The organism is Corallococcus carmarthensis (genome assembly GCF_003611695.1).
Taxonomy (GTDB): Bacteria; Myxococcota; Myxococcia; order Myxococcales; family Myxococcaceae; genus Corallococcus; species Corallococcus carmarthensis.
In genome coordinates this window covers 1-21147 of record NZ_RAWE01000005.1, presented here as the reverse complement: position 1 = coordinate 21147, position 21147 = coordinate 1, and the positions used below count along the sequence as shown (strand labels likewise).

At 68.9% G+C, this 21147-nt stretch carries 20 protein-coding genes and 1 pseudogene; 5 read left to right on the top strand and 16 right to left on the bottom strand.

Annotated elements, in window-relative coordinates; translation table 11 throughout:
• Positions 1-289 precede the first annotated feature (289 nt).
• Both D7X32_RS47410 and D7X32_RS47405 read right to left on the bottom strand, forming a co-directional pair.
• A complete protein-coding gene (locus tag D7X32_RS47410; protein ID WP_279635548.1) occupies positions 290-424 on the bottom strand; it encodes a hypothetical protein in 135 nt (44 codons plus the stop codon).
• 255 nt (positions 425-679) lie between these two features.
• Positions 680-1006: pseudogene (locus D7X32_RS47405) on the bottom strand (transposase); the annotation flags it as partial.
• Between the two features lie 570 nt (positions 1007-1576).
• Between D7X32_RS47405 and D7X32_RS02330 the strand changes: the two are divergent.
• The gene (locus tag D7X32_RS02330) at positions 1577-2398 is read left to right on the top strand and encodes a hypothetical protein (protein ID WP_147449990.1); all 822 of its coding nucleotides are present in this window, start codon (positions 1577-1579) and stop codon (positions 2396-2398) included.
• A gap of 60 nt (positions 2399-2458) precedes the next feature.
• Entirely contained in the window at positions 2459-2704 is a 246-nt protein-coding gene (locus tag D7X32_RS02325; RefSeq protein WP_120600848.1) for a hypothetical protein, read from the top strand.
• A gap of 7 nt (positions 2705-2711) precedes the next feature.
• Here D7X32_RS02325 and D7X32_RS45275 read toward each other — a convergent pair whose 3' ends face one another.
• Positions 2712-2855: a hypothetical protein gene (locus tag D7X32_RS45275; protein ID WP_158625592.1), complete on the bottom strand. Its 144-nt coding sequence runs from the start codon at positions 2853-2855 to the stop codon at positions 2712-2714.
• 339 nt (positions 2856-3194) lie between these two features.
• Here D7X32_RS45275 and D7X32_RS02320 point away from each other — a divergent pair, with 339 nt between their 5' ends.
• The 3 genes from D7X32_RS02320 (at position 3195) to D7X32_RS02310 (ending at position 6409) form a co-directional block, all read left to right on the top strand.
• On the top strand, positions 3195-4118 hold the full coding sequence (locus D7X32_RS02320; RefSeq protein WP_244238811.1) for a Hint domain-containing protein: 924 nt from the start codon (positions 3195-3197) through the stop codon (positions 4116-4118).
• Positions 4119-4198: 80 nt separating this feature from the next.
• Positions 4199-4996, top strand: a complete 798-nt coding sequence (locus tag D7X32_RS02315; RefSeq protein WP_120600847.1) for a hypothetical protein — start codon at positions 4199-4201, stop codon at positions 4994-4996.
• A 6-nt stretch (positions 4997-5002) separates the two neighbouring features.
• A complete protein-coding gene (locus D7X32_RS02310; RefSeq protein WP_120600846.1) occupies positions 5003-6409 on the top strand; it encodes a hypothetical protein in 1407 nt (468 codons plus the stop codon).
• Between the two features lie 171 nt (positions 6410-6580).
• Here the strand turns inward: D7X32_RS02310 and D7X32_RS02305 are convergent, their stop codons facing one another.
• From D7X32_RS02305 to D7X32_RS02240, 13 genes are all read right to left on the bottom strand, one after another.
• Entirely contained in the window at positions 6581-8170 is a 1590-nt protein-coding gene (locus D7X32_RS02305) for a methyl-accepting chemotaxis protein (RefSeq protein ID WP_120600845.1), read from the bottom strand.
• Between the two features lie 19 nt (positions 8171-8189).
• Complete coding sequence (locus D7X32_RS02300; protein WP_120600844.1) at positions 8190-8627, bottom strand: type 2 periplasmic-binding domain-containing protein; 438 nt, start codon at positions 8625-8627, stop codon at positions 8190-8192.
• Between the two features lie 24 nt (positions 8628-8651).
• Positions 8652-9749 carry a porin gene (locus tag D7X32_RS02295; RefSeq protein ID WP_120600843.1) on the bottom strand — a complete coding sequence of 366 codons (1098 nt, stop codon included), beginning with the start codon at positions 9747-9749 and terminating at the stop codon, positions 8652-8654.
• 817 nt (positions 9750-10566) lie between these two features.
• A complete protein-coding gene (locus D7X32_RS02290; RefSeq protein WP_158625591.1) occupies positions 10567-10938 on the bottom strand; it encodes a DUF3060 domain-containing protein in 372 nt (123 codons plus the stop codon).
• A 74-nt stretch (positions 10939-11012) separates the two neighbouring features.
• Entirely contained in the window at positions 11013-11747 is a 735-nt protein-coding gene (locus D7X32_RS45270) for a bleomycin resistance protein (protein WP_158625590.1), read from the bottom strand.
• On the bottom strand, positions 11737-12207 hold the full coding sequence (locus tag D7X32_RS02280; protein WP_120600841.1) for a MarR family winged helix-turn-helix transcriptional regulator: 471 nt from the start codon (positions 12205-12207) through the stop codon (positions 11737-11739). The genes D7X32_RS45270 and D7X32_RS02280 overlap by 11 nt, the downstream gene beginning before the upstream one ends.
• A 185-nt stretch (positions 12208-12392) precedes the next feature.
• Entirely contained in the window at positions 12393-13685 is a 1293-nt protein-coding gene (locus D7X32_RS45265) for a peptidoglycan-binding protein (protein ID WP_244238810.1), read from the bottom strand.
• A gap of 81 nt (positions 13686-13766) precedes the next feature.
• On the bottom strand, positions 13767-14402 hold the full coding sequence (locus tag D7X32_RS02265) for a hypothetical protein (protein ID WP_120600840.1): 636 nt from the start codon (positions 14400-14402) through the stop codon (positions 13767-13769).
• The gene (gene rnhB, locus D7X32_RS02260; RefSeq protein ID WP_120600839.1) at positions 14399-15277 is read right to left on the bottom strand and encodes a ribonuclease HII; all 879 of its coding nucleotides are present in this window, start codon (positions 15275-15277) and stop codon (positions 14399-14401) included. Before rnhB ends, D7X32_RS02265 begins: the two co-directional genes overlap by 4 nt.
• A 279-nt stretch (positions 15278-15556) precedes the next feature.
• The gene (locus tag D7X32_RS02255; protein ID WP_244238809.1) at positions 15557-15946 is read right to left on the bottom strand and encodes a carboxypeptidase-like regulatory domain-containing protein; all 390 of its coding nucleotides are present in this window, start codon (positions 15944-15946) and stop codon (positions 15557-15559) included.
• A gap of 67 nt (positions 15947-16013) precedes the next feature.
• Complete coding sequence (locus tag D7X32_RS02250; RefSeq protein ID WP_120600837.1) at positions 16014-17444, bottom strand: tetratricopeptide repeat protein; 1431 nt, start codon at positions 17442-17444, stop codon at positions 16014-16016.
• A 13-nt stretch (positions 17445-17457) separates the two neighbouring features.
• Entirely contained in the window at positions 17458-19230 is a 1773-nt protein-coding gene (locus D7X32_RS02245; RefSeq protein WP_120600836.1) for a M61 family metallopeptidase, read from the bottom strand.
• Positions 19231-19265: 35 nt separating this feature from the next.
• Positions 19266-20756 (bottom strand): RsmB/NOP family class I SAM-dependent RNA methyltransferase, encoded by a 1491-nt coding sequence (locus D7X32_RS02240; protein ID WP_120600835.1) that lies wholly within the window; start codon positions 20754-20756, stop codon positions 19266-19268.
• Between the last annotated feature and the right edge of the window lie 391 nt (positions 20757-21147).

Below are 21147 nucleotides of genomic sequence, written 5' to 3'. Positions count from 1 at the left end.
GACAGTCGAGAACCCATGCCCTGGCTGTCCCCCCACAGGACTGCTCGACCTGTTTGCGCAAGACTTCCTGACGTGCAACGCCAGGAGAGGCCTCCAAGATGAGCACACCACCAGGAAGCGGGCCGGGGACGGGTTCCATGAGACGAGTTCCTCGATAAAGGGTGTGGGAGGTAAATCTCCAGACAGGAAAATGAAGGTCGGAACCCCTGAGAGACTCAGGGGCGCCGACGCCCGAGGGCAGGCACACCGTGTCTGCTCACCGGTGACGCCTGTCTTCAGGATGAGACGCTCAGGACAGGCCGAGCAGGCCCAGCAGCGTCTCCACCGTGCCCTTGCACCAAGGGCGATCCGGGCACTCGGAGCAAGCGTAGTCGGCGGCGCTGGTCTTCATCGTCTGGACGTGGAGCGTGTTGATGCGCTTCATGGCATTGCCTTTCTCAAGAGGGGACGGCTGTTCATTGCCATGAAGTCGACACCAGGACGAAGCTTGTCGGTTTGTTCATGGTAAGACAATTGATCCATTTTTATTGGTCTTGAGTCAAGATCCGGACTGTGGCTCTAGAAACATCTGGTGGAGTCTGTTTTTGAGTCACGGGTGTGGGTCATTGGCAACGCTTTCCCCGCATGTATGGGGATGGGCGCGGTGGCGGAACCACGCCGCGAATTTCGCGAGGGGAGTGGCCGCTCGCAACCGCCCCGCCGTCCGTGCCAAGGCCTCAATGGCCCGAGGGGCAAGTTGACGAAGCTGGCGCTTCAGGTCTGCCCACCACAGCTCGATGGAATTGAAGTCAGGACTGTAGGTGTGCAGGTACACCACGCGAGCGCCCACGGCTTCGACCGCTTGGCGCACACCGGCGACTTTGTGGGCACCCAGGTAGTCCAGAAGGACTCGTCGAGAAAGACGCGCCGCCGCACGTCGACGAGGCTCAGCCGCGCGGCGAGGACGCGCCTGCGCCAGGGCAGGGACTGAAGCAAAATGGGTGGCTGAGGAAAGCTCAAGGAACATCTCTCATGACGGCCTCACTCCGCGCGACATTCCGATTGTCAGTGTGAAATCTGTTCGTCGAGGCGAATGGCAGCGTTCACGTTGCCAACGCGCTGACTCGCCGCGGAGTGTCAGTTCATGTCGCCGGGTCGGATGGACGTGTCGATGAGTTTTCAGGTGCAGATGCATCAATAGCCATCTCTGGAGTCAAGCGGGCGAGAGGCAACGAGGCCGCGGTGGTTTGCGTTGTCAATGCTGAGCCGCTTGACCCCTGGGCTTCACGCCCGTGCCCATCGTCCGCCAGTTGCTGCTCGGCGAGGACACGGCGCCTTCCGCGTCACGCCAGCCATTGCCGCGCCGCCTAAGGGATTGCCCGCATATGAATTCGGCGGAGCGCGGAGATGCGTGGAATCCACTAGGCCCTTCAATCAATGTCCGAGGTTGGCTTTGCGCGTCAACTGCCAAAAAGCAGTAAAGTAAGACAGACCATTGACTGTGGGTGAAGTCTGGTTGTATCCAGAACCGGCTTCACCCCCGCCTTTCCCGGGGCGTTCGAGGCATCTGCTCACGCCCCGCATACGAGGTGTCACAATGGTGACTGTCGAGCTGGATATCTTCTCGGGGCGTCCCAATCCGCGGTGGAACCTGTCTGAGCGCGAAGCGCGTCAGTTGACCGAGCGCATCCGGGCGGACCCGTCGCAGTTGTTGCCGCTGGAGGCGAACACGGGCGGCCTGGGCTACCGGGGCTTCATCGTGCGCGCCGAGGACACCGGCATGGCGGACGACTGGAAGCGTCTGGGCCTGCCGCCGACGGTGCGGCTGGGCGGCGCGTTCCAGCCGGAGGCGGCGGAGAGTTCCCGGTTCCTGCTGCACACGGCGGAGAGCGCGCGGCTGGACCTGCGGGACCCGGGACCGGTGCTGGCGCAGGCGGAGGCCACCATCATCGATTCGCGGGACGTGCAGGGGGTCGTGACCATCTGCTACCCCAATGCATTGACCACCGACACGGACTTCACGTTCTGGAATGGCGCGGCCTACCAGCCGTACAACAACTGCTACAACTACGCGAGCAACCTGCGCACCAACACCTTCGCCCAGCCGGGGCGGGCGGCGGGGTCGATGTACACGGCCATCGACTGCGGGAACGTGGGCGCGGCGGCGCTGCGGGACGGGTGGCTGACGGCGTGCCGGGCGGACGCGAACTACAACGTCTGCCTGGTCATCTGGCCGGGCTATGACTACCACTGGTACCGGCTGTGCACGAACAACCACTGGTGCCACAAGCCGGGCCAGACGGCGGCGCGCAACTACGACAACTCGGGGCTGCTCATCACCAACCCGGAGACGTGCAACCGCGGCGGCTACACCATCTTCTGCGGCTACTACAACGGCTTCAGCCTCGTGGTGTCGTGAGGCTTTCCACAACCTTGAAGCCCTGAAGAGGGCGGGTATTTCCAAGCGAAGGAGCGTGTCATGTCGGGAGACTCGAACCGCCGTCACTTCCTCAAGGCGATGGGCCTGACAGCCGTCGCCGCCGTGGTCCCCGTGAGCCTGGGCGCCGCCTCCGTGGCGGGCGCGGCCTCCGCGGGAGGCACGGGGGGGCTGGAGCTGTGGTTGCTGGACACCGGCGCGGGCGTGCTGGACGCGGGGCTGTATGGCTTCGCGCGCCAGGACCTCGTGGCGTCCATCCGGGCTCGGGGGGAGGCCCTGCCCTACTGAAACCAGGTCACACCGCCCCGGTGAAGCCGCCGGGGCGGTAGCCTCGCGAGGTCGCGCCAGCGCCGGATCGAGCCGTCATGGCTCTCCGGAAGAGCGACAGGATGTCATCGTTGAAGACGGTGTCGAGCGCCTGCCGCGGAGGCTGCTCCATCGTCTCTCTCTCTCCGCCCCACTGCGACATCCCAGACGGATTTTTCACGCTCCGGCGAATTGCGGGCTCCATGGCTTTTCACGTCAAGGCATGGATGTCTGGGAGGGCATTCAATGCCTGGGGGATGTACTTAGCGTGGGAAACACGTATGTCTTGACATGGTGTTGTGGTTTTATTTGAGATGTGCAATGAATTGGGAATGAGGCTGCAACGGCCTCATGCGAAGGCACTGGCGCACCCTCGCCGTCCGCGACCTCCCTCACGTCCGGGGGAGGCGACTGCTCCAGGCCTTCACGTCTGCAAAACACCCCACGCTGTTGGCTGTTGATGGAGCACTTCATGAACCGAAGTGGTCTTTTCGTGTCGATGTGTCTGGGAGTCGCGCTGCTGGGCGCGGGTTGTGGCGAGCCCGCCGCGACCCAGGACAAGGATCCGGTCGGCAGTCAGTCGCAGGACATCATCTACTGCCCCCTGTCGCCGGTGACGGGCGTCGCGCAGTGCCCGGACGACCCGGGCGACCCTGGCGATCCGCCGCCTCCCTCCGGTGACACCGGTCCGGGGATGAACCTGTCGACGTACCAGTACTACGCGGCCAACAACCAGACCCGCTGTGCGGGCGGCATCTCGCAGTCGGAGTGCCTGACGGAGCTGCAGTACGCGCTGACCAACCAGCTCATCACCGCGGCGGCCTACAACTGGGGCACCGCCAACGGCTACTACCCGGCGGTGGACCGCTACAACAAGATCGCCGCGGTCTGCAAGTGCGGCTGCTTCGAGGCGAATACCCAGATCCTCGTCGAGGGCCGGGATGGCTTCGCCGAGTGGGTCGCGGCGAAGACGATCAGCCAGAGCACGAAGCTGGTGGCGCTGGATGAGAACACCACGCTGAGCGCGCCGGGCTTCATCAGCCAGTCGATCAAGGCCAAGACCGCCGGAGCCGAGCGGCCCGACCTCTTCGTCTTCACGCTGGACAACGGCCGCACGCTGAAGGTGACCCAGAACCACGGCATGCTCCTGGCTGACGGCCGCGTGGTGGAGGCCAAGACGCTCGGCGCCGGTGCGGAGTTCGTGGGCCTGGATGGCGCCACCGTCCGCGTGACGAGCCTCTCCCGCGAGCCCACCGCGCTCGACGTGTACAACTTCGAGGTGAACGCCGACGACAAGGCCGGCCACTTCGTCGCCGCCGAGGGCGTCCTCGTGGGTGACCTGGCGTGGCAGAACCAGCTCGCGCGCGAGCTGGGCTCCATCGCGGTGCGTCGCTAGTCGTTGCCTCTTCCCGCTTCCGGTGTGGGGGTGCGGTCCACGCGCCCCCACACCGGAAGCGGATCTTCCCGGGAGCCCCCATGCTTCGTGGTACCCGTTGGCGTTCAGGACTGGTCGTGATGGCCGCGGTGGCCTGTGGCGCGAGCCTGCTCCTGGGGCTGTGGCCGGCCGGCGAACCCCAGACATCCCCGGCGCCTGCCGTTGCGACGCCCCGGGTCATCGCGCCCGCCACCCTGGAGACCATGGAGGCGCGGGCCTCCGCGCTGGCCCTGGAGCGCAAGAAGAAGATGCCGGAGCCGGAGGTTCCCCAGGAGGTGGGAGGCTTTCCCCGCGAGGAGGTCCTGGCCGTGCTCAATGCCTATCAGGACATGATCGCGGTGCAGGGGCTGTACAATCAGGGCGTGACCCGCAAGAAGCTGATCGAGCGCATCCTCGCCTCGCCTCATGGCGCGGAGATCGCCGAAAAGACCCTGGCGGAGCCCGCCTTCGCCCAGGAAGCCTTCGGCGAGTTCCAGGCGGAGTCCCGCTACCTGGCGGTCAACGTGGTGACCGCGGCCGCGCGCAAGGGGAATGACCGGTACCTGACGCGCTCCGCGGACGCGGTAGCCCAGGACCTCGCCCGCTCCCATGCGCGGGACGGGAAGCTGTCGGAAGGCCGCTCCACCGACCTCAACGACCTCGTGCACGCCTACATCGACGTGAAGGGGCTCGAGGCCTTCTCGTCCGGAAATCCCCAAGCCCTGCGGGCCGTGGGGCTCTCCAGCGCCCTGCCAGAAGATGTCAGACGTATCTACGATGAGGTCGTCTTCATGCGCTTGAAGGCTGAGTTCGGCCGGGAGCGCGCCTCCGAAATGACCGCCACCCTCATGCGTCCCTGAGGTTTCATGCATCCGCTCCGATGGTCGTTGCAGGCCGTGCTCCTGGGTTCGCTCTGCGCTTGCGGCGGGGACCCTGCTTCTCCGGTGGTCTCCCCCGAGGATCCACCGCTCAGCCAGCAGATGGATCCCGTCCTGGCCGACCAGATCGAGGCGGTCCGGCAGGCCGTCCTGGCGGACCGGTGCTTCCGGGAGCAGCCCGACGTCTCCGTCTGTAACTGGGGGGACTTCGCCTACAACCCCAGCCAGTTCGCGATGAGCCAGAACACGGGCGAAGCCATCCTCGTCATCGATGACTTCCCGACGTTGCCGCCGCGAGCCATCCGCTACAAGAACCGGATCAAGGGCTACTTCCGGGTGAACGGCCAGGGCCAGGTCGGGGCCGTGCCTTTTTCCTGGCGGGCACCTGTCACGCTCTTCCAGGGGCTCAGCACGTTCGCGACCCCCGACTTCCATCCCGCGGAGCAGCTGCGCGCGCTGAGGGAGCCGCTTGCGTCGACCTACGGCTTCTACGATGTCGCCGGCAACTCCGGCCATGGGAGCTATGTCTTGTCGTTGCTGGTGGAAGCCAATCCCCACCAGCCCCTGGTCCTGCTCGACACCCTGAGCTTCCACGGCTTCGCGCTGGAGGACTTCTGTGATGCCTCCGGGTCGCAGGCCTCCCAGGACCGCCTGCGGGCGAGGGCTTCGACCGTCGCATCGCAGCTTCGCGGGCTGATGGCGGCGCAGGGGGTGCGCTTCGTCAACCTGAGCGCGGGCATGACGCTCGAGGCGGTGCGTCAGGAGTGGACGTCGTACTGTGCCGGGCCGCGTCCGGACGACAACGTGTTGCGCGGCAAGCTCAATGCCTACCGCCCCATCTACGACGCGCTCTTCCACACTCCCGGCGTCTTCGCGTCCCAGGCCGCGATCAGCGCGCCAAGCCCGCAGGACAACCCCTTCGACTTCCCGTCGGCTGACTTCCCCAACCGGTTGCTGGTGGGGTACTTCACGCTGCTCGAATCCGGGCTGGGACCCGACGGCCGCGGGCCCTATTCGCTGATCTCAGGCTGGCCAGAGCGGGCCAACGTCGACATCTACGTGAACACCGGCGTCCTGACCTACCGTCCCTTCGACTACAACAAGACGCCCTTGCTGCAGGTGGATGGCTTCGGGGTGGACATCCAGCCCATCACCCGGGCCACGACGTCCTGGGTCGCGCCGCTGGCGCTCTCCCGGTTCGTCAATGCCCGGTACGCGCACTTCAATGGCATCGAGATGTCGGATGCCCTGATTCCCCTGGTCATGCGAAGGATGATGCCAGTCCTGTGCGACGATCTGCCGGGCCGCTCCTGCATGTACCAGGACCCGCTGCTCTACGGGCAGGTGGAGGCGGTCCGGCTCAACTATCGCCCCCGGGAGTACGTGGCCCCTTGAGGGGTCGGGCCGGATGCCGGGCCCGCTTCCGTGACGAAGCGGGCGCGCGGTCCGGCCGGCTACTTCTCCTGCGTGAGACACCGCCGCGCCGAGCTTCTGCGTCACTGGCGACTGAAGGTTCAACCGTGTCGTCTCTCAGTGGGTGGGCCTGCGGGACAGCGCTTCGCGCGTCTAGACGCGGAAGCCGCTCACGACGCCCTGGATGCCCTGGAAGGCGACCTCCAGCCGCTGGATGGCGGACTCCACGTCCTCGTTGGCTTGCACGCTGTCCATCATCATCCGCGAGAAGTCCGTCACCACCACCGTCATCTGCACGATGCCCGCGTTCTGCTGGGTGAAGGAGTGCACGATGTCCTGCGCCGCGCTGCTGCTGTCCCGCACGGCCTCCGTCAGCTGCTGGAGGCTCTGCCCGGAGGAGAGCGCCTCGCTGATGCCCTCCGCCATCTTCTGGTGGCTGCTCTCCACGGACGCGGTGACGGCGCTCACCGACGTGGTCATCTCCGACAGCAGGCCGCTGATGCTCTGCGCGCCGCGCAGGGACTGCTGCGACAGTGACCGCATCTCCCGGGCCACCACCGCGAAGCTGCGCCCATGCTCGCCCGAGCGCGCCGCTTCGATGGCCGCGTTGATGGCCAGCACGTTGGATTGGTCCGACAGGTCCTTCACCGTCTTCAGGATGGCGGACGCCTTGCGCGAGCCCTCCGTGAGCCGCGCGATGGCTGGCATCAGCTCGCCCACCTGGGTGCGCAGGTGCTCCAGCGCCTCGCCGCTCTGCTTCAGGCGCGCCTGGCCCGTCAGGCTGGTCGCTTCCGCGCGCTGCGCGACCTGCAGCACCGTATTGGCCTGCCGAGAGGCCTCCAGGGAGCGCTCCTGGATGTCCCGCATGGCCACGCTCGCCTCCTCGATGCTCGACGACTGGCGCGCCAGCTGCTGGGACTGCTCGCGGCTGATGTGCGTCAGCCCCTCGACGCTGCCCGCCAGCTCCGTCAGCGTCTCCTGGAGGGTGACGGGAATCGTGCGCAGGCGCTGCACCAGGTGGTTGATGCTCTGGGCCAGGAGGCCAATCTCATCCTCGGACCGGATGTGGATGACCTGGGTGAGGTCGCCCTCGGTGGCGATGCGCGAGGCGACCTGCGTGAGGCGCAGGAGCGGCTGCGCCACCTGCGCCACCAGCCACACCGACAGCGACGCGAGCACCCCCAGCAGGATGAGTCCCAGGAGCACCAGGCGCCGCTGGGAGCTGTCGTGCTCCTCCAGCGTGAGGGCGAAGGAGGCACCCATCTCCCGCTGATCCTCCTCGGTGGCGCGCGTCAACGCGTCCCGCACCCGGTTGTAGCGCGCGGCCATCTCCGGGAGCCGGGCGGCGGCCTGGGCATCCTTGTTGATCATCCGCTCGCTCGTGTCGCGGGCGAAGGCCACGTAGCCGCGCAGCTGCGCCTCCAGCGTGTCCAGGCGCCCCGGGGCGATGGCGGGGTTGGTGCGCCCCTCGGCGAGCCGCTGGAGGAAGCGCTTCGCGATGACGTCCGACTCGGCCAGCTGCTCCAGGTCCTCCGCCGCCACCGCGTCCTGGAGGCCCCGTTGCAGCTGTTGCAGGAGCACGTCCAGGTCCCGGCTGAGGAGCACCGCGGGGACATAGCCCTTCTCGATGCGCTCCAGGTGCTCCCGGGTGCTGCGCCCGAGCAGCTCCGAGAGGCCGATGATGGCCACCAGGAAGAGGGCCGCGAGGACGGGGAGCAGCAGGACCTTGTGCTTGAATCGCATGGCGCCGGGCTCGCTCTCTTCAGTCCAGGATGGTGAGGACCTTGACCCCGGGGGTGGGGGTGTTCACGGGCACGTAGCCCACGGCGCCGGGGTTCGCGCGCACGAAGGCGAGGACCTCGTTCTCCGACGGCAGCTCGGGGGGCGGCACGTCGCGGCCGGAGAAGATGCGCTGCTGCCAGAAGGCACGCACAGCGGGCAGCGATCGCTTGAGCACCTCGTCGCAGAAGGCGGCGCGCACCGGCGAGCTGTCGTTCAGGTCCACGGGCATCGCCGTGGCGCCCGAATCCCACTGGGTGCTCTTCTTGAAGAAGAGCTGCGACAGCCGCGCACGGCTCACCTCCGTCAACGGGTTGGCGGGGTGGACCACGACCTTGTAGGTCGTCGCCGGTGAACCCTGCGCCGGTCCGGCGAAGAGCCCGAGGAACCCACACATCAGGAGCAGAAAGAGCGTTCGCATGGCGTCTCCGGAAGGGGGGCGGGCCTAGAAGCTGAACTGCGTGCCCAGGGACAGGAGCCGCGTGTGGGGCTCCGGGTGGAGGAGGGCCGCCAGGTCGTCGGTGGCCTCGGGCATGGCGAAGCGGTTGCCGATGACGTTGTGGAACGACACCTTGAACACGAGGTGGGGGTTGAACCAGTAGTTCAGCCCCACGGCCACCTCGCGGTGGCGCAGGTAGGTGATCAGCGCGTCGGGCACCCAGGTGCGCGAGCCCTCCACGCGTCCGGCCACCTGCCAGTGCGGGGTGACGAAGTACGCCGCCTCCACGTAGCCCGTGCGCGCCTTGGCCTGCTCGGAGAACAGGTTGAAGAACTCGGCCCGCAGCCACAGCGACTCGCCCAGGTACTCGGCGCCCACGCCCACCACGCCCAGCACGTCGTGCCCGCCTGCCGCCGTCTCCGTCGGCGTCCGGGACACGAACCCGGACGTGGTGAAGCGCAGCCCTTCCAGCGGCGCCCACAGCGCCAGCCGCCCGCCGGCCATCTGCGATTCAATGACACACAGCCCGCCCTCCGTGTCGTCACAGTCCTGGGAGAGGGGCTCCTTCAGGTCCAGGAAGCCCCCGTAGGCGTCGTACTCCACCATCCACTCGCCCGGCAGGTTGATGCGGCCGGTGAGCCCCAGGCCGTTGTAGTTCTCCACGCCAATCGACGTGGGGCCGTACGTCCCCTGCGGCAGGGCGTTGAAGGGCCGCAGCGTGCCCACGTCGTAGATCTCCGAGTAGAGCGCCAGGGGGAGCTGGTTGCGGCCCACACGAAGGCGGAACTTGTCGGAGAAGGCGTACTCCGCGAAGGCATAGTCCACCTCCAGCTCCAGCTCCTGGCCGGGCGCCTTCTCGAAGGAGAACTGCGTGTTGACGACGAGGCGCTCCGTGGGGAGGGCGCGGAACAGCAGCGTGCTCCCCACGTCATGCAGCCCCAGCTCGTCGTTGCCGCCCAGGTAGACGTTCTCCCAGGTCCTGCCGGTGCTCAGGTGCCCATATCCGTGGATGAAGAACTTCCCATCCGCCAGGGGCATGCCGGACGCGGTACCGGATAGCAGGAGGACTCCCAGACACAGGGAAAGCCATCGCAGATGAGACATGGAAGTGCCTTTCAACGACGACCGGTGGGGACGCCGCCGCCAACTCGACCGGGGTGCCTGTTTGAGTGGATTGTATCTGTATAGGAAGATTGAAACACCTTGTCCAGGGCCGCGGAGGTGTGATCCGCGCGCGCCAGTCCCGGACTCGCCGCCGGTGTTTGGGGGCCGAGGGAACTACCCGGCTGTCCCGGTTATCGGCTTGAGCCATGAAACATGGGACCCGCCAGGAGCAGGTGCCGGACTGGCGGGGCCAGACCTGTCCCGCGTCGCCGCGGGGGACGAGGAGCCCGCGCCGCCTTCCGCGTCTCGCTGAGCGCGGCCCGGGCGTTGTTTCAGGGTGTCGCCCTTGTTCAGCCGATCGTTGACGGGCTCACCGTTGCGCATGTCCGGTGCGCCGTCCAGGGAGAGCACGTTGCCGGGGCCTACCAACGCCGGAGGAGTGCTCGCCGGTGCCAGGTTGGGCGTCTCGACGAAGTTTCCGGAGATGACCCACCACGTTCTGGACTCGATGGCCTCCTGGATGTGGGGGGATTCCGGTGCCCGTGCCCAGTCAGAACGGCCGCCTGCCCTGGGTCGGCATGTCTGAGATTCCCGCCGCTAAATACATCGAGACGGCGCCCTCGGGAATGCATGAAATAGATGTTTCATGCGGCCGTGAGCTTTCGTTCGATGTGAACATCCCACTTCGTCGTGGATGGGGGATGAAAGCGTTCGCGGCTCGGGCCGGCGAGTTGAATGGGATTGTTTCGGACGGCGTCCTGGTCTGGCTGACCCCACGCGCCCGCTTCCATGACGAAGCGGGCGCGCGGTCCGGCGGCTACTTCTCCTGGGTGATCTTGTTGTCCATGCCGGTGCGGCTGATCTTCGGCTTCGACTTGCCGTGGCCGCGCTTGTAGGTGACGGAGTTGGAGCTCCCCGTCACGTCGATGGCACGGGTGGCCTCCACCTTCACCTTGTTGCCGGTGCCGTTCACGGTGACGCTCTTGCACTCGCCGGTCAGCGTCACGGTGTTGGACGCGCCGGTGATCTCCACCGTGCTCTCCGGCGTACATTCGTGGGTCGCGGTCTCGCCAGAGCCGGTGACATCGATGCTGGCCGAGCCCTCCGAGTCCTCCTGCGCGACGGCCGTCATCGGGCCGAAGGCACACGCCACCATCATGAACACTGCCGTCCCGAACTTGCTGTTCATCCGTTGTGACCCCTGAGGAGAGGTGCGGGCCTGATGCCGCACGGCCCCCATCTACGTGACGGATGGCGGAAGATTCAATCCGCGGGATTCAGCTCCGTCTTCCATCGCGCGGTCAACACTCCGCCGGAGATGGCCTCCAGCTCCAAGCGGAGCACCTCGCGCTCCGCCTCCGGGAGGGGAAGGGCGCTGACGTCCCGCACCCGCTCCAGGGCGCCAGGCGTGTCCCCCAGGGCCATGGCCAGCTCCGCCCGGGCCACGAGTGCCCGTGCCCGCTCCAGCGTCGTCCCGGCGCCGTCCTTCTTCAGCGCGACGTCCAGGACCTTCGCGGCCGCGGCGTCATCGCCCTTGAAGTCGCGCAGGCGCCGGGCGGCCTTGAGGGCCTTGCCGAGGACGGTGGTCGCGGCGTCCGCGTCGTCGCCGTAGCCGCCCGGCTCGTCCCTCCGGATGAACATCAGGGAGTTGCCGGAGGGGTCGACGAGCGTGAAGCGCGTCTGCCCCTTCTTCATGCGCGTCATCCGCGGGAGGCCCCGGACAGGAGTCCGGCCATACGCCGTCCGCAGCGCGGCCAGGAAGCGCGCGTGCAGCTCCTCCACCTCGTCCACGATGATCAGGCAGCTGCTGAAGGCCTTCAGCGGATCCAGCCCCTTCAGGCCGAAGAAGTGGAGCTGGGCGCCACCCCGCCGCGTCGCCGCGTAGGGGTTCGGAGACCGCTGCTGGTACGTCACCTCGAACCCCAGCAGGGCGTAGAACTCCAGCGTCGGCGCGAGCTCCACGCAGGGGAGCAGGGGAATGGAAGCGTCATGCTTCATCGCGCCCCTCCTCGGCCAGGTCCTTTTCAAGACGCAGGCGCGCTTCGCGGACACCGTCGACCGCCGCGGCCAGGCGCGCCGGGGCAAGGCTCGCGCCCAGCCGGTCCGCCCATGCGGCATGCGCCTGCTCGACCTTGCGCAGGGCGCGGCGCCCGGCGGCGGTGAGCGAGACGCACTTCGCACGCTGGTGATTCGGGTTCTCGACGTACTCCACGAACCCGTCGCTCGCGAGCGCATCCGCCGTCTGCTGCACGCTCTGCCGCGCGAGCCCCATCGTGCGCGCCACCGCCGCCACCGTGGCGGGGCCGTGATCAATAACGCCCAGCACCTGCCAGCGGGCGCTCGTCAGTCCCGCCGGAGCGCTCAGCCGGTCTCCAGCCTGGAGCAGCAGCCCATTCAACTGGAACACCTCCAGCACCAGGGCGCTGAAGGACTCTGCTCTCCGGGTCAGGGTCGGCATGGACAGGAACCTGTCAAGGTGACAGGTTCCTGTCAATCAGTACCAGTGGTTCTTCCGCCAGAAGGCCCAGGCGCCCGTGGGGGTCTTGTAGCGGGACTTGATGTAGCGGAAGCCGCCCATCGCCTGGACGTAGGGATCCGTACTCCCGTACGCGCCCTCCTTGCAGTACGCGGCCCAGGTGCTCTTCAGGAACTGATGGTCGCGCCCAGCGCCTTGAACGCCGCGCGCGTCTTGGGCCCGTAGACGCCCATGGCATCCACGCCGTGCGCCTTCTGGAACTTCTTGAGCGAGGCTTCCGTCTGGGCGCCGAAGGTGCCAGGGCCGGTGTCCATCTGGGCCTGCGTCATGTGGCCCAGCTTCACCAGGGCCGTCTGGAGTTGCCTGACCCCCGTGCCGCTGGAGCCGCGCTTCAGGTCCACCGCGGGCAGCTTGTAGCCCTTCAAGGGTTGGCTGGCCGCCCGCGCCATCGTCAGGAGCGCGCCTTCCTCTTCACCCTCGAGCCCCTCCAGCGTGACCGTATCCTCTTCGGAAAGCCCATCTTCCGCGGGAGGATCGCCCCGCTGCTTGTCCTCGGGGCTGAGCGCCATCCGAGTGGACTTCAGGCCTGCCTTCGCCCCCAGGGAGGTGAGCCAGAGGAGGGTGGCCCCCGGGAACGACTTCTTCTGGGCCGAGAGCCGGATCGCGTAGGGGCCCGACTCCGTACCGTGGGAGATGAGCAGCGGATCCGCGCCGCCCTGGATGACCAGCGACACATGGTGGCCCTTCCAGAGACAGAGGTCCCCCGGCTGGACCTGAGACAACGGGATGTGGCGCATGTGGGCTTCCAGCGTGCCCGTGTAGCCAGAGCCGTTGTAACGGTTGCCATTGGGGTCGGCGGCGCCCGCCCATTTGTAGCAGAGCGTCACGAAGCCCGAGCAGTCGATGTTGAGCGGCAGCTTGTGGCGCAGCCGGATGCCGTCGATGGGACGTATCTGCGCATAGTGGATCTGGGCCTTGTTGGTGACCCCCCACTGTCCCTCCGCGACCACTTTCTTGCGAAGCCCTGCTGGCGCCGGCGGCGTCCCCGTGCCGCCGAGGGTCGCGCCCAAGGCCTTGAACGCCGCGCGCGTCTTGGGCCCGTAGACACCAATGGCATCCACGCCATGCGCCTTCTGGAACTTCTTGAGCGACGCTTCCGTCTGGGCGCCGAAGGTGCCAGGGCCCGTGTTCATCTGGGCCTGCGTCATGTGGCCCAGCTTCACCAGGGCGGTCTGGAGCTGTCTGACCCCTGTACCGCTGGAGCCGCGCTTCAGGTCCACCGCGGGCAACGTGTAGCCCTTCAACGGAAGCGTCGCCACCTCCGCCCGGCTGTACCCGGCGGTGGCCTCCCGCTGGAGTGCCTTGCGCCGCAGAGGGCTGTCGGACCGGGCCTTGAGAGCCCTTGTCCCGCCCTTTGCCTTGCCTCGCCGTGCCTGGGATGTCTGTGTTTTCTTTCGCATGCGGCCTCCTGGGGCCAACATGCGAATCAGCCCGGGGAGGCGCCAGGAACCTGAGCCTCCTGCCGAGGTGTGCCTTGCTTCCTAGCGTGCGCGCTGCAGGTGGATCATTGCCTCATCCAACAGCGCGGCCACGCCCCGGCGCACCACGTGCACCACCTTGCGGTGATGCGCGGAGGCCAGGTGCGTGTAATGGCCAGACACCTTGTGGTGCAGCTCCGTGGCGCCCCACACCAGCACCAGGTCCGCCCACTCCAGGTCGCTCTTCGCGCGGTCCGCCGTGCGGCGCTCCGTGCCATCCACCATGCGCAGGGAGATGGGGCCGCTCAGCTTCGACTCCAGCTCCTCGCGCACCGCGGGTGAGCCGCCCACCACCACCACGCGCTGCACGCCGCGCTGGTGGCACATCTCCAGGAACGCCACCTCCGCGCGCCGGTTGGCGGAACCGCCGCACCGCGCGCAGTGGCTCCGGGGCTCCACCCGCAGTGGCTCCCGGCCGCTCGCCGTCGCCACCTGGAGGCAGCCGGGATCCGCGCACACCTGGAAGAAGCGCTCGGCCAGGACCTCGGCCGCTCGCAGGAGCTTGGGCTCGCTCATCCGCGCCTTGCCTGGCCGCGTGAGCCCCACCTCCTCCAACACGCCCCGCGCCCGCGCCCGCGCGTCCATCAGCGTGACGCCCCGCTCCGCCAGCCACCCGTCGATGTCCTTGTCCGCGCTCATCGCTTCGCCATCGGGGCAGGAGTAGCGGCGAACAGCTCGGATTGCATCGGGACGGGCCCGGAGGGCTGCGCCAGTCCGAGCGCCTCGCGCACCGGACCGAAGCTCCGGCGGTGGATGGGCAGCACGCCCTTTGCCTGGATGGCCTGCACGTGCTGCGCGGTGGGGTAGCCCTTGTGCGCCGCCAGCCCGTAGCCGGGATATTGCGCGTCCAGCTCCGCCATCAGCCGGTCGCGCGTCGTCTTCGCCAGCACGGACGCCGCCGCGATGCTCAAGGACAGCGAATCCCCCTTGATGATCCCCCGCTGCGGAGAAGGGCACTGGGGAATCGTGCGCGCGTCCACCAGCACGTAGTCCGGCGTCAGCCCCAACCCCTCCACCGCGCGCCGCATGGCCAGCAGGCCCGCGTGGTAGATGTTGATTTGATCAATCTCCTCCACCTCCGCCCGGCCCACCGCCCACGCCACCACGTCGCGCTTGAGGGCTTCCGCCAGCGCCTCGCGCTTGTCCGGGTCCAGAATCTTCTTCGAGTCATCCAGCCCCTTGAGCTTGTAGCCCCTGGGCAGGATGGCGGCGGCGGCGACGACGGGGCCCGCGAGCGGCGCCATGCCCGCCTCGTCCACGCCGGCCACCTTCAAGAGGCCCTGCTCCCACAGCTCCGTCTCGAACTTCAGCAGGTGCCGCAGCCGCTGCCCCTCCGCCCGGTTCTTCTCCTGACGGGAGCGCAGCCTTCGCGCCAGCACCTGCGCGCCCTGGCGGGGGTCTGCTTCCAGGGCTTCCAGCAGACCCTGGGGGACGGGCTGCGCCTGGGTGACGAACCGCCCGGTCAGCTCGGTGACCGAGCATTCGAGCAGCGCCTGCACACTCTCTGCGGACATGGGGGACCTTCGGGATTGCCTACCCGGCGGGTAGCGCGGTTGCACGGCCTACTGGAGTGGGGGAACACCAGTGCCGCGACAACACGCCTGCACGCACGCCGTCAGGCCAGACAGGCGGGCGGCAAGGCTGGGGGAGAGCCGGACCGACGCGGAGGCGCGCATGCGGGTTTGACGCATGGCGTAAGTGGTATCGCGCGCGGGCAGGTGTGCACAACCGCCGGACGGTCTGGAGCGGCGGATTTTCCGCGCGCCCCGGCCCTCACTGACAGGTCTTCCGGCTCAATCCTGGAGCTGGAGCGTCACCGTGGCGGGAACAGGCGTGCAGTGACACGCGTCGCACGTCCACTCCACGCGCTCCGCGGCCGTCACGTGCGAGCCCGCCGTCGCCACCACGCGGATGGGGCTGGGCGCGAGCGTTTCGTTGATGGCCGTGGTGACGCCCCGGTCATCCGTCACGCCGGTGATGCTGACGTTGCTCTCCATGTTGGTGGCCGTCACGGACGCGCCCTGGATGTACGCGCCGTCCGACGACATCACCTCCACGCGCAGCGACAGCGGCTCCGCGCAGGTGTCCTCGTGCCGGTTCGCGCTGGGGGCATCATCACAGCCCGTCATCAGCACGCTCGCGAGGAGCCCCAACCAGCCATACGTCCTCAACTGCTTTCCCATCCCCACGCCCCCAACCCGTCCCATGCAGTGAATCTGGTACCGGAGGACGGGTGCTGCAATGCGTTTGTCAGGCGGCGGGCGGCAGCCGCGCGTGGGCAAAACGTGCGGCCTCCGTGTCCGGATATCGATGCAGGATGTACCGGTAGATTTCCTCCGCGCGCACCGTGTTTCCCATCTTCTCCCCTTGCACGCGCGCCAGGAGCACCAGGGCGCGGGGCGCGGTGGGTTCCTCTGGCGCCGAGTCCGCCGCGGCTTCCAACGCTTTGACCGACAGTGGGAAATCTCCTTCCACTGCCGCGGCCTGTCCGATGAACAGATGGTGTGACGGCGAAACCTTCAGGCGGGGCAGAACGTGGAGCGCGCCATACAGCGCCAGCGCCTTCGCCACGTCGCGCGCCTCCACCGCCGCGGCGAGCTCCGCCTCCTGTGCGGCCTGGAGTGCTTCGGGGGCGGGCGCGGAGGCGTCTTCCTGCATGGACTCGCGCATCAAGGGCGGCGCCTGAAGGGGAGCGGTGCCGCCCAGCGCGGGCTCCAGGAACTCACGCGTGGGCAGGTAGCCCAGCGCATCGCCGTGCACGTAGAGGACAAGCCCCAGCAGGTTCGCCGCGGCGAAGGGCGCCAGGCACGTGAGCACCTCCGCGAGGATGCGGGGCACGAAGAGGATGGGCAGCTCGAGCACGGCCTCGGCGCCCCAGTGCAGTCCCGCGTGCACGAGTGCCAGCAGCAGGAACACCCCCGCCACGAGCCGGGCGTCGCGCCCCACCGCGTGGAGGCACGCGAGCGCGCGCAAGGGGTTGAGCGCGGCGGGCACCGAGCGCGACATCGCGGCCACCAGCAGCGCCCACGGCAGCCACAGGAGACCCAGGACCGTCAGCCCCCAGAAGAGGGGATCCGCCCAGAAGACGGGCGCCGCCAGCGTCTCCACGGGGTGCGTGACCCGCGCCAGGACCTCGGCCGGGGACGCGGGGCCCAGCAGTGTCCATGCACGCGCGAGCGCGGGCAGGAAGACGCCCCCGGTGACGCACAGGCCGGTCAGCCCGGGCAGGAGGTTGTCCCGGACGAGGTCGGTGAAGCCGGGGCCCTCCGGCTCCGGGTCTCCCCGGGCCGCGCCGCGCACGAGCGCGAAGAAGGCCGCCCAGAAGACGCCCAGCGCGAGCGTGAGGGGCAATATGGCGAGGAGCATGGCGCTCACCGCGAACGAGCGCAGCACGGCCAGCACCAAGCTGAGGGCCACGAGCGACTGGAGTCCCGGGCCGGTGAACGGGAAGCGCAGGGCCTGAGGCAGCCGTGCCCCCAGGGCGCGATGCGCGCGGTGGCGCAGGAGCACGTTGGCCGTTCCCTGGCACCTGACGCACGTGAAGTACTCCACCGTGCCCATGCGCCGGACCGCCACGCACGCGGGACACAGCAGGGCCTCGCAGTGCTCACACCGCCAGCCGGCGGCGGTGTCCGGATGTCCTGCGCAGGCGGAAGGGGCGGGGAGGGCGGAGGGGGCCATGCGGCCGGCGAGCCTACGCCGGGCCGGGAGTCTCATCCCAGGGGGCGCCCAGCCACGCCTGGAACGCGGCCTTCTGCGCGTCGGTGGGGCGCTCCACGCGCTGCAGCCACACGGCGTCCGCGGGCTTCTGCCCCAGCACCACCGGCACCTCCAGCAGCCGGTCGCGGCGGAACAGCGTCACGCGCACGGTGTCGCCGGGGCGCTTGTCCTCGCAGCGGGCGATGAGCCCCGCGCCGTCCACGCGCCAGCCGTCTAGCGCCACCACGTCGTCCTCCGGGTACAGGCCGGCCTCCAGCGCGGGCGTGCCCTCCGGCACGGTGGACAGCGTCGAGGAGCCGCGCAAGGTGACGCCCAGCCAGCCCTTGGGCTTGGGCTCGCCCTTGAGGCGCGGCGGCGTGCCTCCCTTGTCGTTGGGGGCCTCGCGCACGCGGAAGGACACCTCCAAGCCCACGTGCGCGAAGACGCCGTAGTCCAGGTCCTCCGTGGTGCGCACCGCGTGGTCGAAGAAGGGCGTCAGGTCCACGCCCGCCACTTCGCTCGCGGCCTTCTCCACGCCGTCCTCCGGGACGCCGGAGCCGTCGCCATGGCGTTGCCACAGCAACCGCATGACGTCATCCAGGCACTTCGCGTCGCCGGTGGCGCGGCGCACCTCCAGGTCCAGCAGGGCGCACACGACTTCGCCCTTCAGGTAGTAGGAGACGGCGCTGTTGGTGGAGTGCTCGTCCGGGCGGTAGTGCTTCACCCAGCTGACGAGCGACGCTTCGGTGAGCGTCTGCACGCGGCGGCCCGGGGTGGAGTGCAGCAGGCTGAACGTCTCTCCCAGCCGGGCCAGGTAGCGCGGGGGGGACATCAGGCCCGCGCGGCGCACGAAGAGGTTGTCGTAGTAGGCGGTGCCGCCCTCGAAGGCCCACAGCAGCGAGGTGTAGTTCTCCTGCGAGTAGTCGAACGGCACCAGCGCGCGCGGCTTCACCCGCTTGATGTTCCACAGGTGGAAGTACTCGTGCGCCACCAGCGTGAGGAAGTCCTCCCAGCCCCGGTGCGTGGACAGGCCCGTGCGCGGGAAGAGCAGCGCGGTGGAGGCCTGGTGCTCCAGCCCGCCCCGGCCCTTGTCGGTGAGGTAGACGAGGAACAGGTAGCGCTGGAGCGGCAGGCCTTCGTACATGCGCGCCTGGGCTTCGCAGATGCGCTGCATGTCCGCGCACAGCCGCTCCGTGTCCGGCACGCTGTCGCCCCACACCACCACTTCATGCGGCACGCCCGCGGCGGTGAAGGTGAGCGGCGTGTGCGGGCCCACTTCGAAGGGGCTGTCCACGAGCGTGTCGTAGTCCGGCGCGTGGAAGGTGGCCCCGTCGGAATCCAGCGCGCAGAAGGTGCGCCAGCCCTGGGGCGCGTCCACGGTGACGTGGTGGGGCAGGGCGCGCGTGCCCTCCGTGTAGAGGAACACGGTGGCGCCGTTGAAGTACGCGTGGCTGCCGTCCAGGTGGCTGGTGCGCACGGACAGTTCGTTCGCGTAGACGCGGTAGCGCAGGGTGACGGTCTGGCCTCTCGCGTCCACGCGCCAGGTGCGCTTGTCCACGCGGCGCACCGGCAGGGGCTGTCCATCCGGGCCCTGCGCGGTGAGGTCCTGCACCTGGCGGGCGTATTCGCGCACCAGGTAGCTGCCCGGCGTCCACACCGGCATCACCGCGTCCAGCACGTCGGGCCCGGCGGGAAAGGCGGCCTCCACTTCGAACAGGTGCGCATGCGGGCGGGGCATGGCGACGCGGTAGTGGACGGCGAGCGGCATGGACGGTGTGCCTTTCTTCCTGGGGGACGGCGGGGTTACTTCGCCTTGACGAGCACGGCGCCGAAGAAGCCGTCGGTGCCGTGGGTGTGCGGGGCCAGCCGCAGGAAGGGGCCCTTGCCCAGCTTCGCGCCCAGCTCCGCGCCCAGCACCTCCGCCACGGGGCGCACGCTGAAGTCGGGGTGCTTGGACAGGAAGTCCTCCACCACGTCCTCGTTCTCCTCGCGCAGCACGCTGCACGTGCCGTAGATGAGCCGGCCGCCGGGCTTCACCAGCGTGGCGAAGCGCGCGAGCAGGGCTTTCTGCCGGCCCACGTGCATCTCCAGGTCCTCGGGGTTGAGGCGGTAGCGCGCGTCCGGCTTGCGGCGGAAGGTGCCGGTGCCGCTGCACGGCGCGTCCACCAGCACGCGGTCCGCCAGGCCCTTGAGCGGCGTGAGCGCGGCGTCCGCGTCCGGGCCTTCATGGGGGATGAGCTGCGTGCGCACGTTGTGCACGCCGGCGCGGCGCGCGCGCTTGCGCAGGTCCTCCATGCGGCCCTCGTCCACGTCCAGCGCGTGCAGGTCGCCGCGGTTCTTCATCTGCGCGGCCAGCTGCAGCGTCTTGCCGCCGGCGCCCGCGCACGCGTCCACCACGCGGGTGGGCGGCGCGTCCACGAGCATTCCCAGGAGCTGGCTGCCCTCGTCCTGGATCTCGAACCCGCCGTCCTTGAAGTCCTGCAGGGAGAAGAGGTTGAGCCGCGTCTCCATCACCAGGCCGAAGGGGGACAGCGCGGTGGGCTTCGTGGACTCCACGTCCTCCGCGGCCAGGCGCTCCTGGAGCTGGGCGCGGTCGCCCTTGAGCGTGTTGGCGCGGACGATGAGCGGGGCGCGCTCGTTCATGGCCTCCGCGGCGCGCGCGGCGTCCTTGCCGAAGACGGCGCGGAAGCGGTCGGCGAGGAAGTCCGGCATCGACGCGGCGATGGGGAAGCGCTTCGCCTCCGGCAGGGCGTCCAGCTCCGCGGCGGCGTCAGGCAGGCGGTCGAGCACGGACACGTCCAGGCCGGTGAGGCCGCTGGAGCGCGCGACGTAGGTGGGGTCCTCGCCGTGGAGGATGCGGGACGCGGCCAGCCGCATGACGTCCTGGCGCGTGGCGTCCAGCGCGTCGAACTTCCGGTGGGCGCGGTCCAGGAGGAAGTCCACGGTGCGCTGGCGGCGCAGCAGGGCGTAGACGCGCTCGGCCACGGCGCGGCGCTCGGTGGAGTAGAGGAGCGTCTTGCGGCGCAGCACGAACTCCAGGGCGCGGTCGGACAGGCGGCCCTCACGGCGCACGCCGCCGTAGGCCTCCAGGCAGGCCTGGAGGACCAGGTCCTCGCGCAGGGGGCGGTTGGGGTTGGGGCGCGCGCGTTCGTGCTGGGCGCGGCTCATCTTCGGTTTGTCGGCGCGTCCACCGGCGTCCTTGCGCTTCTTCGGAGCGCCAGGGCGGGACGTGCGGGGCCCGCCGGACTTGGGGGGGCCGCCGCGGGAAGGTCCAGGCTTGCGAGTCGTGGCCATGTCGCATGGGCCTTCGCATCCCCCGGGCCGGCTTGACAAGCAGGGAACGCAAAAGACGCCCCCGGAAGGTCCTGGAGGGACCGGCCGGAGGCGTCTGGGAACCCCTTCAGGAGGGTTTTCCGGGGGCCGGGCCTGAGGACAGCTCCGCGGGCCGCCTCCTGCCCGGCGGGGGCCAAGCTGGTCCGACTGTCGGACCGGTTCGTGCGGCGCGCCTCCAGGGGGTCAGCGGTCGCGGCGCCGGCGGCGGACCAGGCTCGCCACGAGGGCCGCGGCGGCGGGAATCAGGGCGGCGGACGGGCCGGCGGCGCAGCCTCCGCCCCCGTTCGCGTCATTTCCATCCCCCGGCGTGACGCCCGGCGTCGTGGGCGTGGCCGGAAGGTCGGGGCGGGGG

What these genes read in the sequence shown, in the direction of transcription:
- D7X32_RS47410 (WP_279635548.1), bottom strand. Translation starts at nt 424, where the DNA reads ATGAAGCGCATCAACACGCTCCACGTCCAGACGATGAAGACCAGCGCC.
- D7X32_RS02330 (WP_147449990.1), top strand. Translation starts at nt 1,577, where the DNA reads ATGGTGACTGTCGAGCTGGATATCTTCTCGGGGCGTCCCAATCCGCGG.
- D7X32_RS02325 (WP_120600848.1), top strand. Translation starts at nt 2,459, where the DNA reads ATGTCGGGAGACTCGAACCGCCGTCACTTCCTCAAGGCGATGGGCCTG.
- D7X32_RS45275 (WP_158625592.1), bottom strand. Translation starts at nt 2,855, where the DNA reads ATGGAGCAGCCTCCGCGGCAGGCGCTCGACACCGTCTTCAACGATGAC.
- D7X32_RS02320 (WP_244238811.1), top strand. Translation starts at nt 3,195, where the DNA reads ATGAACCGAAGTGGTCTTTTCGTGTCGATGTGTCTGGGAGTCGCGCTG.
- D7X32_RS02315 (WP_120600847.1), top strand. Translation starts at nt 4,199, where the DNA reads ATGCTTCGTGGTACCCGTTGGCGTTCAGGACTGGTCGTGATGGCCGCG.
- D7X32_RS02310 (WP_120600846.1), top strand. Translation starts at nt 5,003, where the DNA reads ATGCATCCGCTCCGATGGTCGTTGCAGGCCGTGCTCCTGGGTTCGCTC.
- D7X32_RS02305 (WP_120600845.1), bottom strand. Translation starts at nt 8,170, where the DNA reads ATGCGATTCAAGCACAAGGTCCTGCTGCTCCCCGTCCTCGCGGCCCTC.
- D7X32_RS02300 (WP_120600844.1), bottom strand. Translation starts at nt 8,627, where the DNA reads ATGCGAACGCTCTTTCTGCTCCTGATGTGTGGGTTCCTCGGGCTCTTC.
- D7X32_RS02295 (WP_120600843.1), bottom strand. Translation starts at nt 9,749, where the DNA reads ATGTCTCATCTGCGATGGCTTTCCCTGTGTCTGGGAGTCCTCCTGCTA.
- D7X32_RS02290 (WP_158625591.1), bottom strand. Translation starts at nt 10,938, where the DNA reads ATGAACAGCAAGTTCGGGACGGCAGTGTTCATGATGGTGGCGTGTGCC.
- D7X32_RS45270 (WP_158625590.1), bottom strand. Translation starts at nt 11,747, where the DNA reads ATGAAGCATGACGCTTCCATTCCCCTGCTCCCCTGCGTGGAGCTCGCG.
- D7X32_RS02280 (WP_120600841.1), bottom strand. Translation starts at nt 12,207, where the DNA reads ATGCCGACCCTGACCCGGAGAGCAGAGTCCTTCAGCGCCCTGGTGCTG.
- D7X32_RS45265 (WP_244238810.1), bottom strand. Translation starts at nt 13,685, where the DNA reads ATGCGAAAGAAAACACAGACATCCCAGGCACGGCGAGGCAAGGCAAAG.
- D7X32_RS02265 (WP_120600840.1), bottom strand. Translation starts at nt 14,402, where the DNA reads ATGAGCGCGGACAAGGACATCGACGGGTGGCTGGCGGAGCGGGGCGTC.
- rnhB (WP_120600839.1), bottom strand. Translation starts at nt 15,277, where the DNA reads ATGTCCGCAGAGAGTGTGCAGGCGCTGCTCGAATGCTCGGTCACCGAG.
- D7X32_RS02255 (WP_244238809.1), bottom strand. Translation starts at nt 15,946, where the DNA reads ATGGGAAAGCAGTTGAGGACGTATGGCTGGTTGGGGCTCCTCGCGAGC.
- D7X32_RS02250 (WP_120600837.1), bottom strand. Translation starts at nt 17,444, where the DNA reads ATGGCCCCCTCCGCCCTCCCCGCCCCTTCCGCCTGCGCAGGACATCCG.
- D7X32_RS02245 (WP_120600836.1), bottom strand. Translation starts at nt 19,230, where the DNA reads ATGCCGCTCGCCGTCCACTACCGCGTCGCCATGCCCCGCCCGCATGCG.
- D7X32_RS02240 (WP_120600835.1), bottom strand. Translation starts at nt 20,756, where the DNA reads ATGGCCACGACTCGCAAGCCTGGACCTTCCCGCGGCGGCCCCCCCAAG.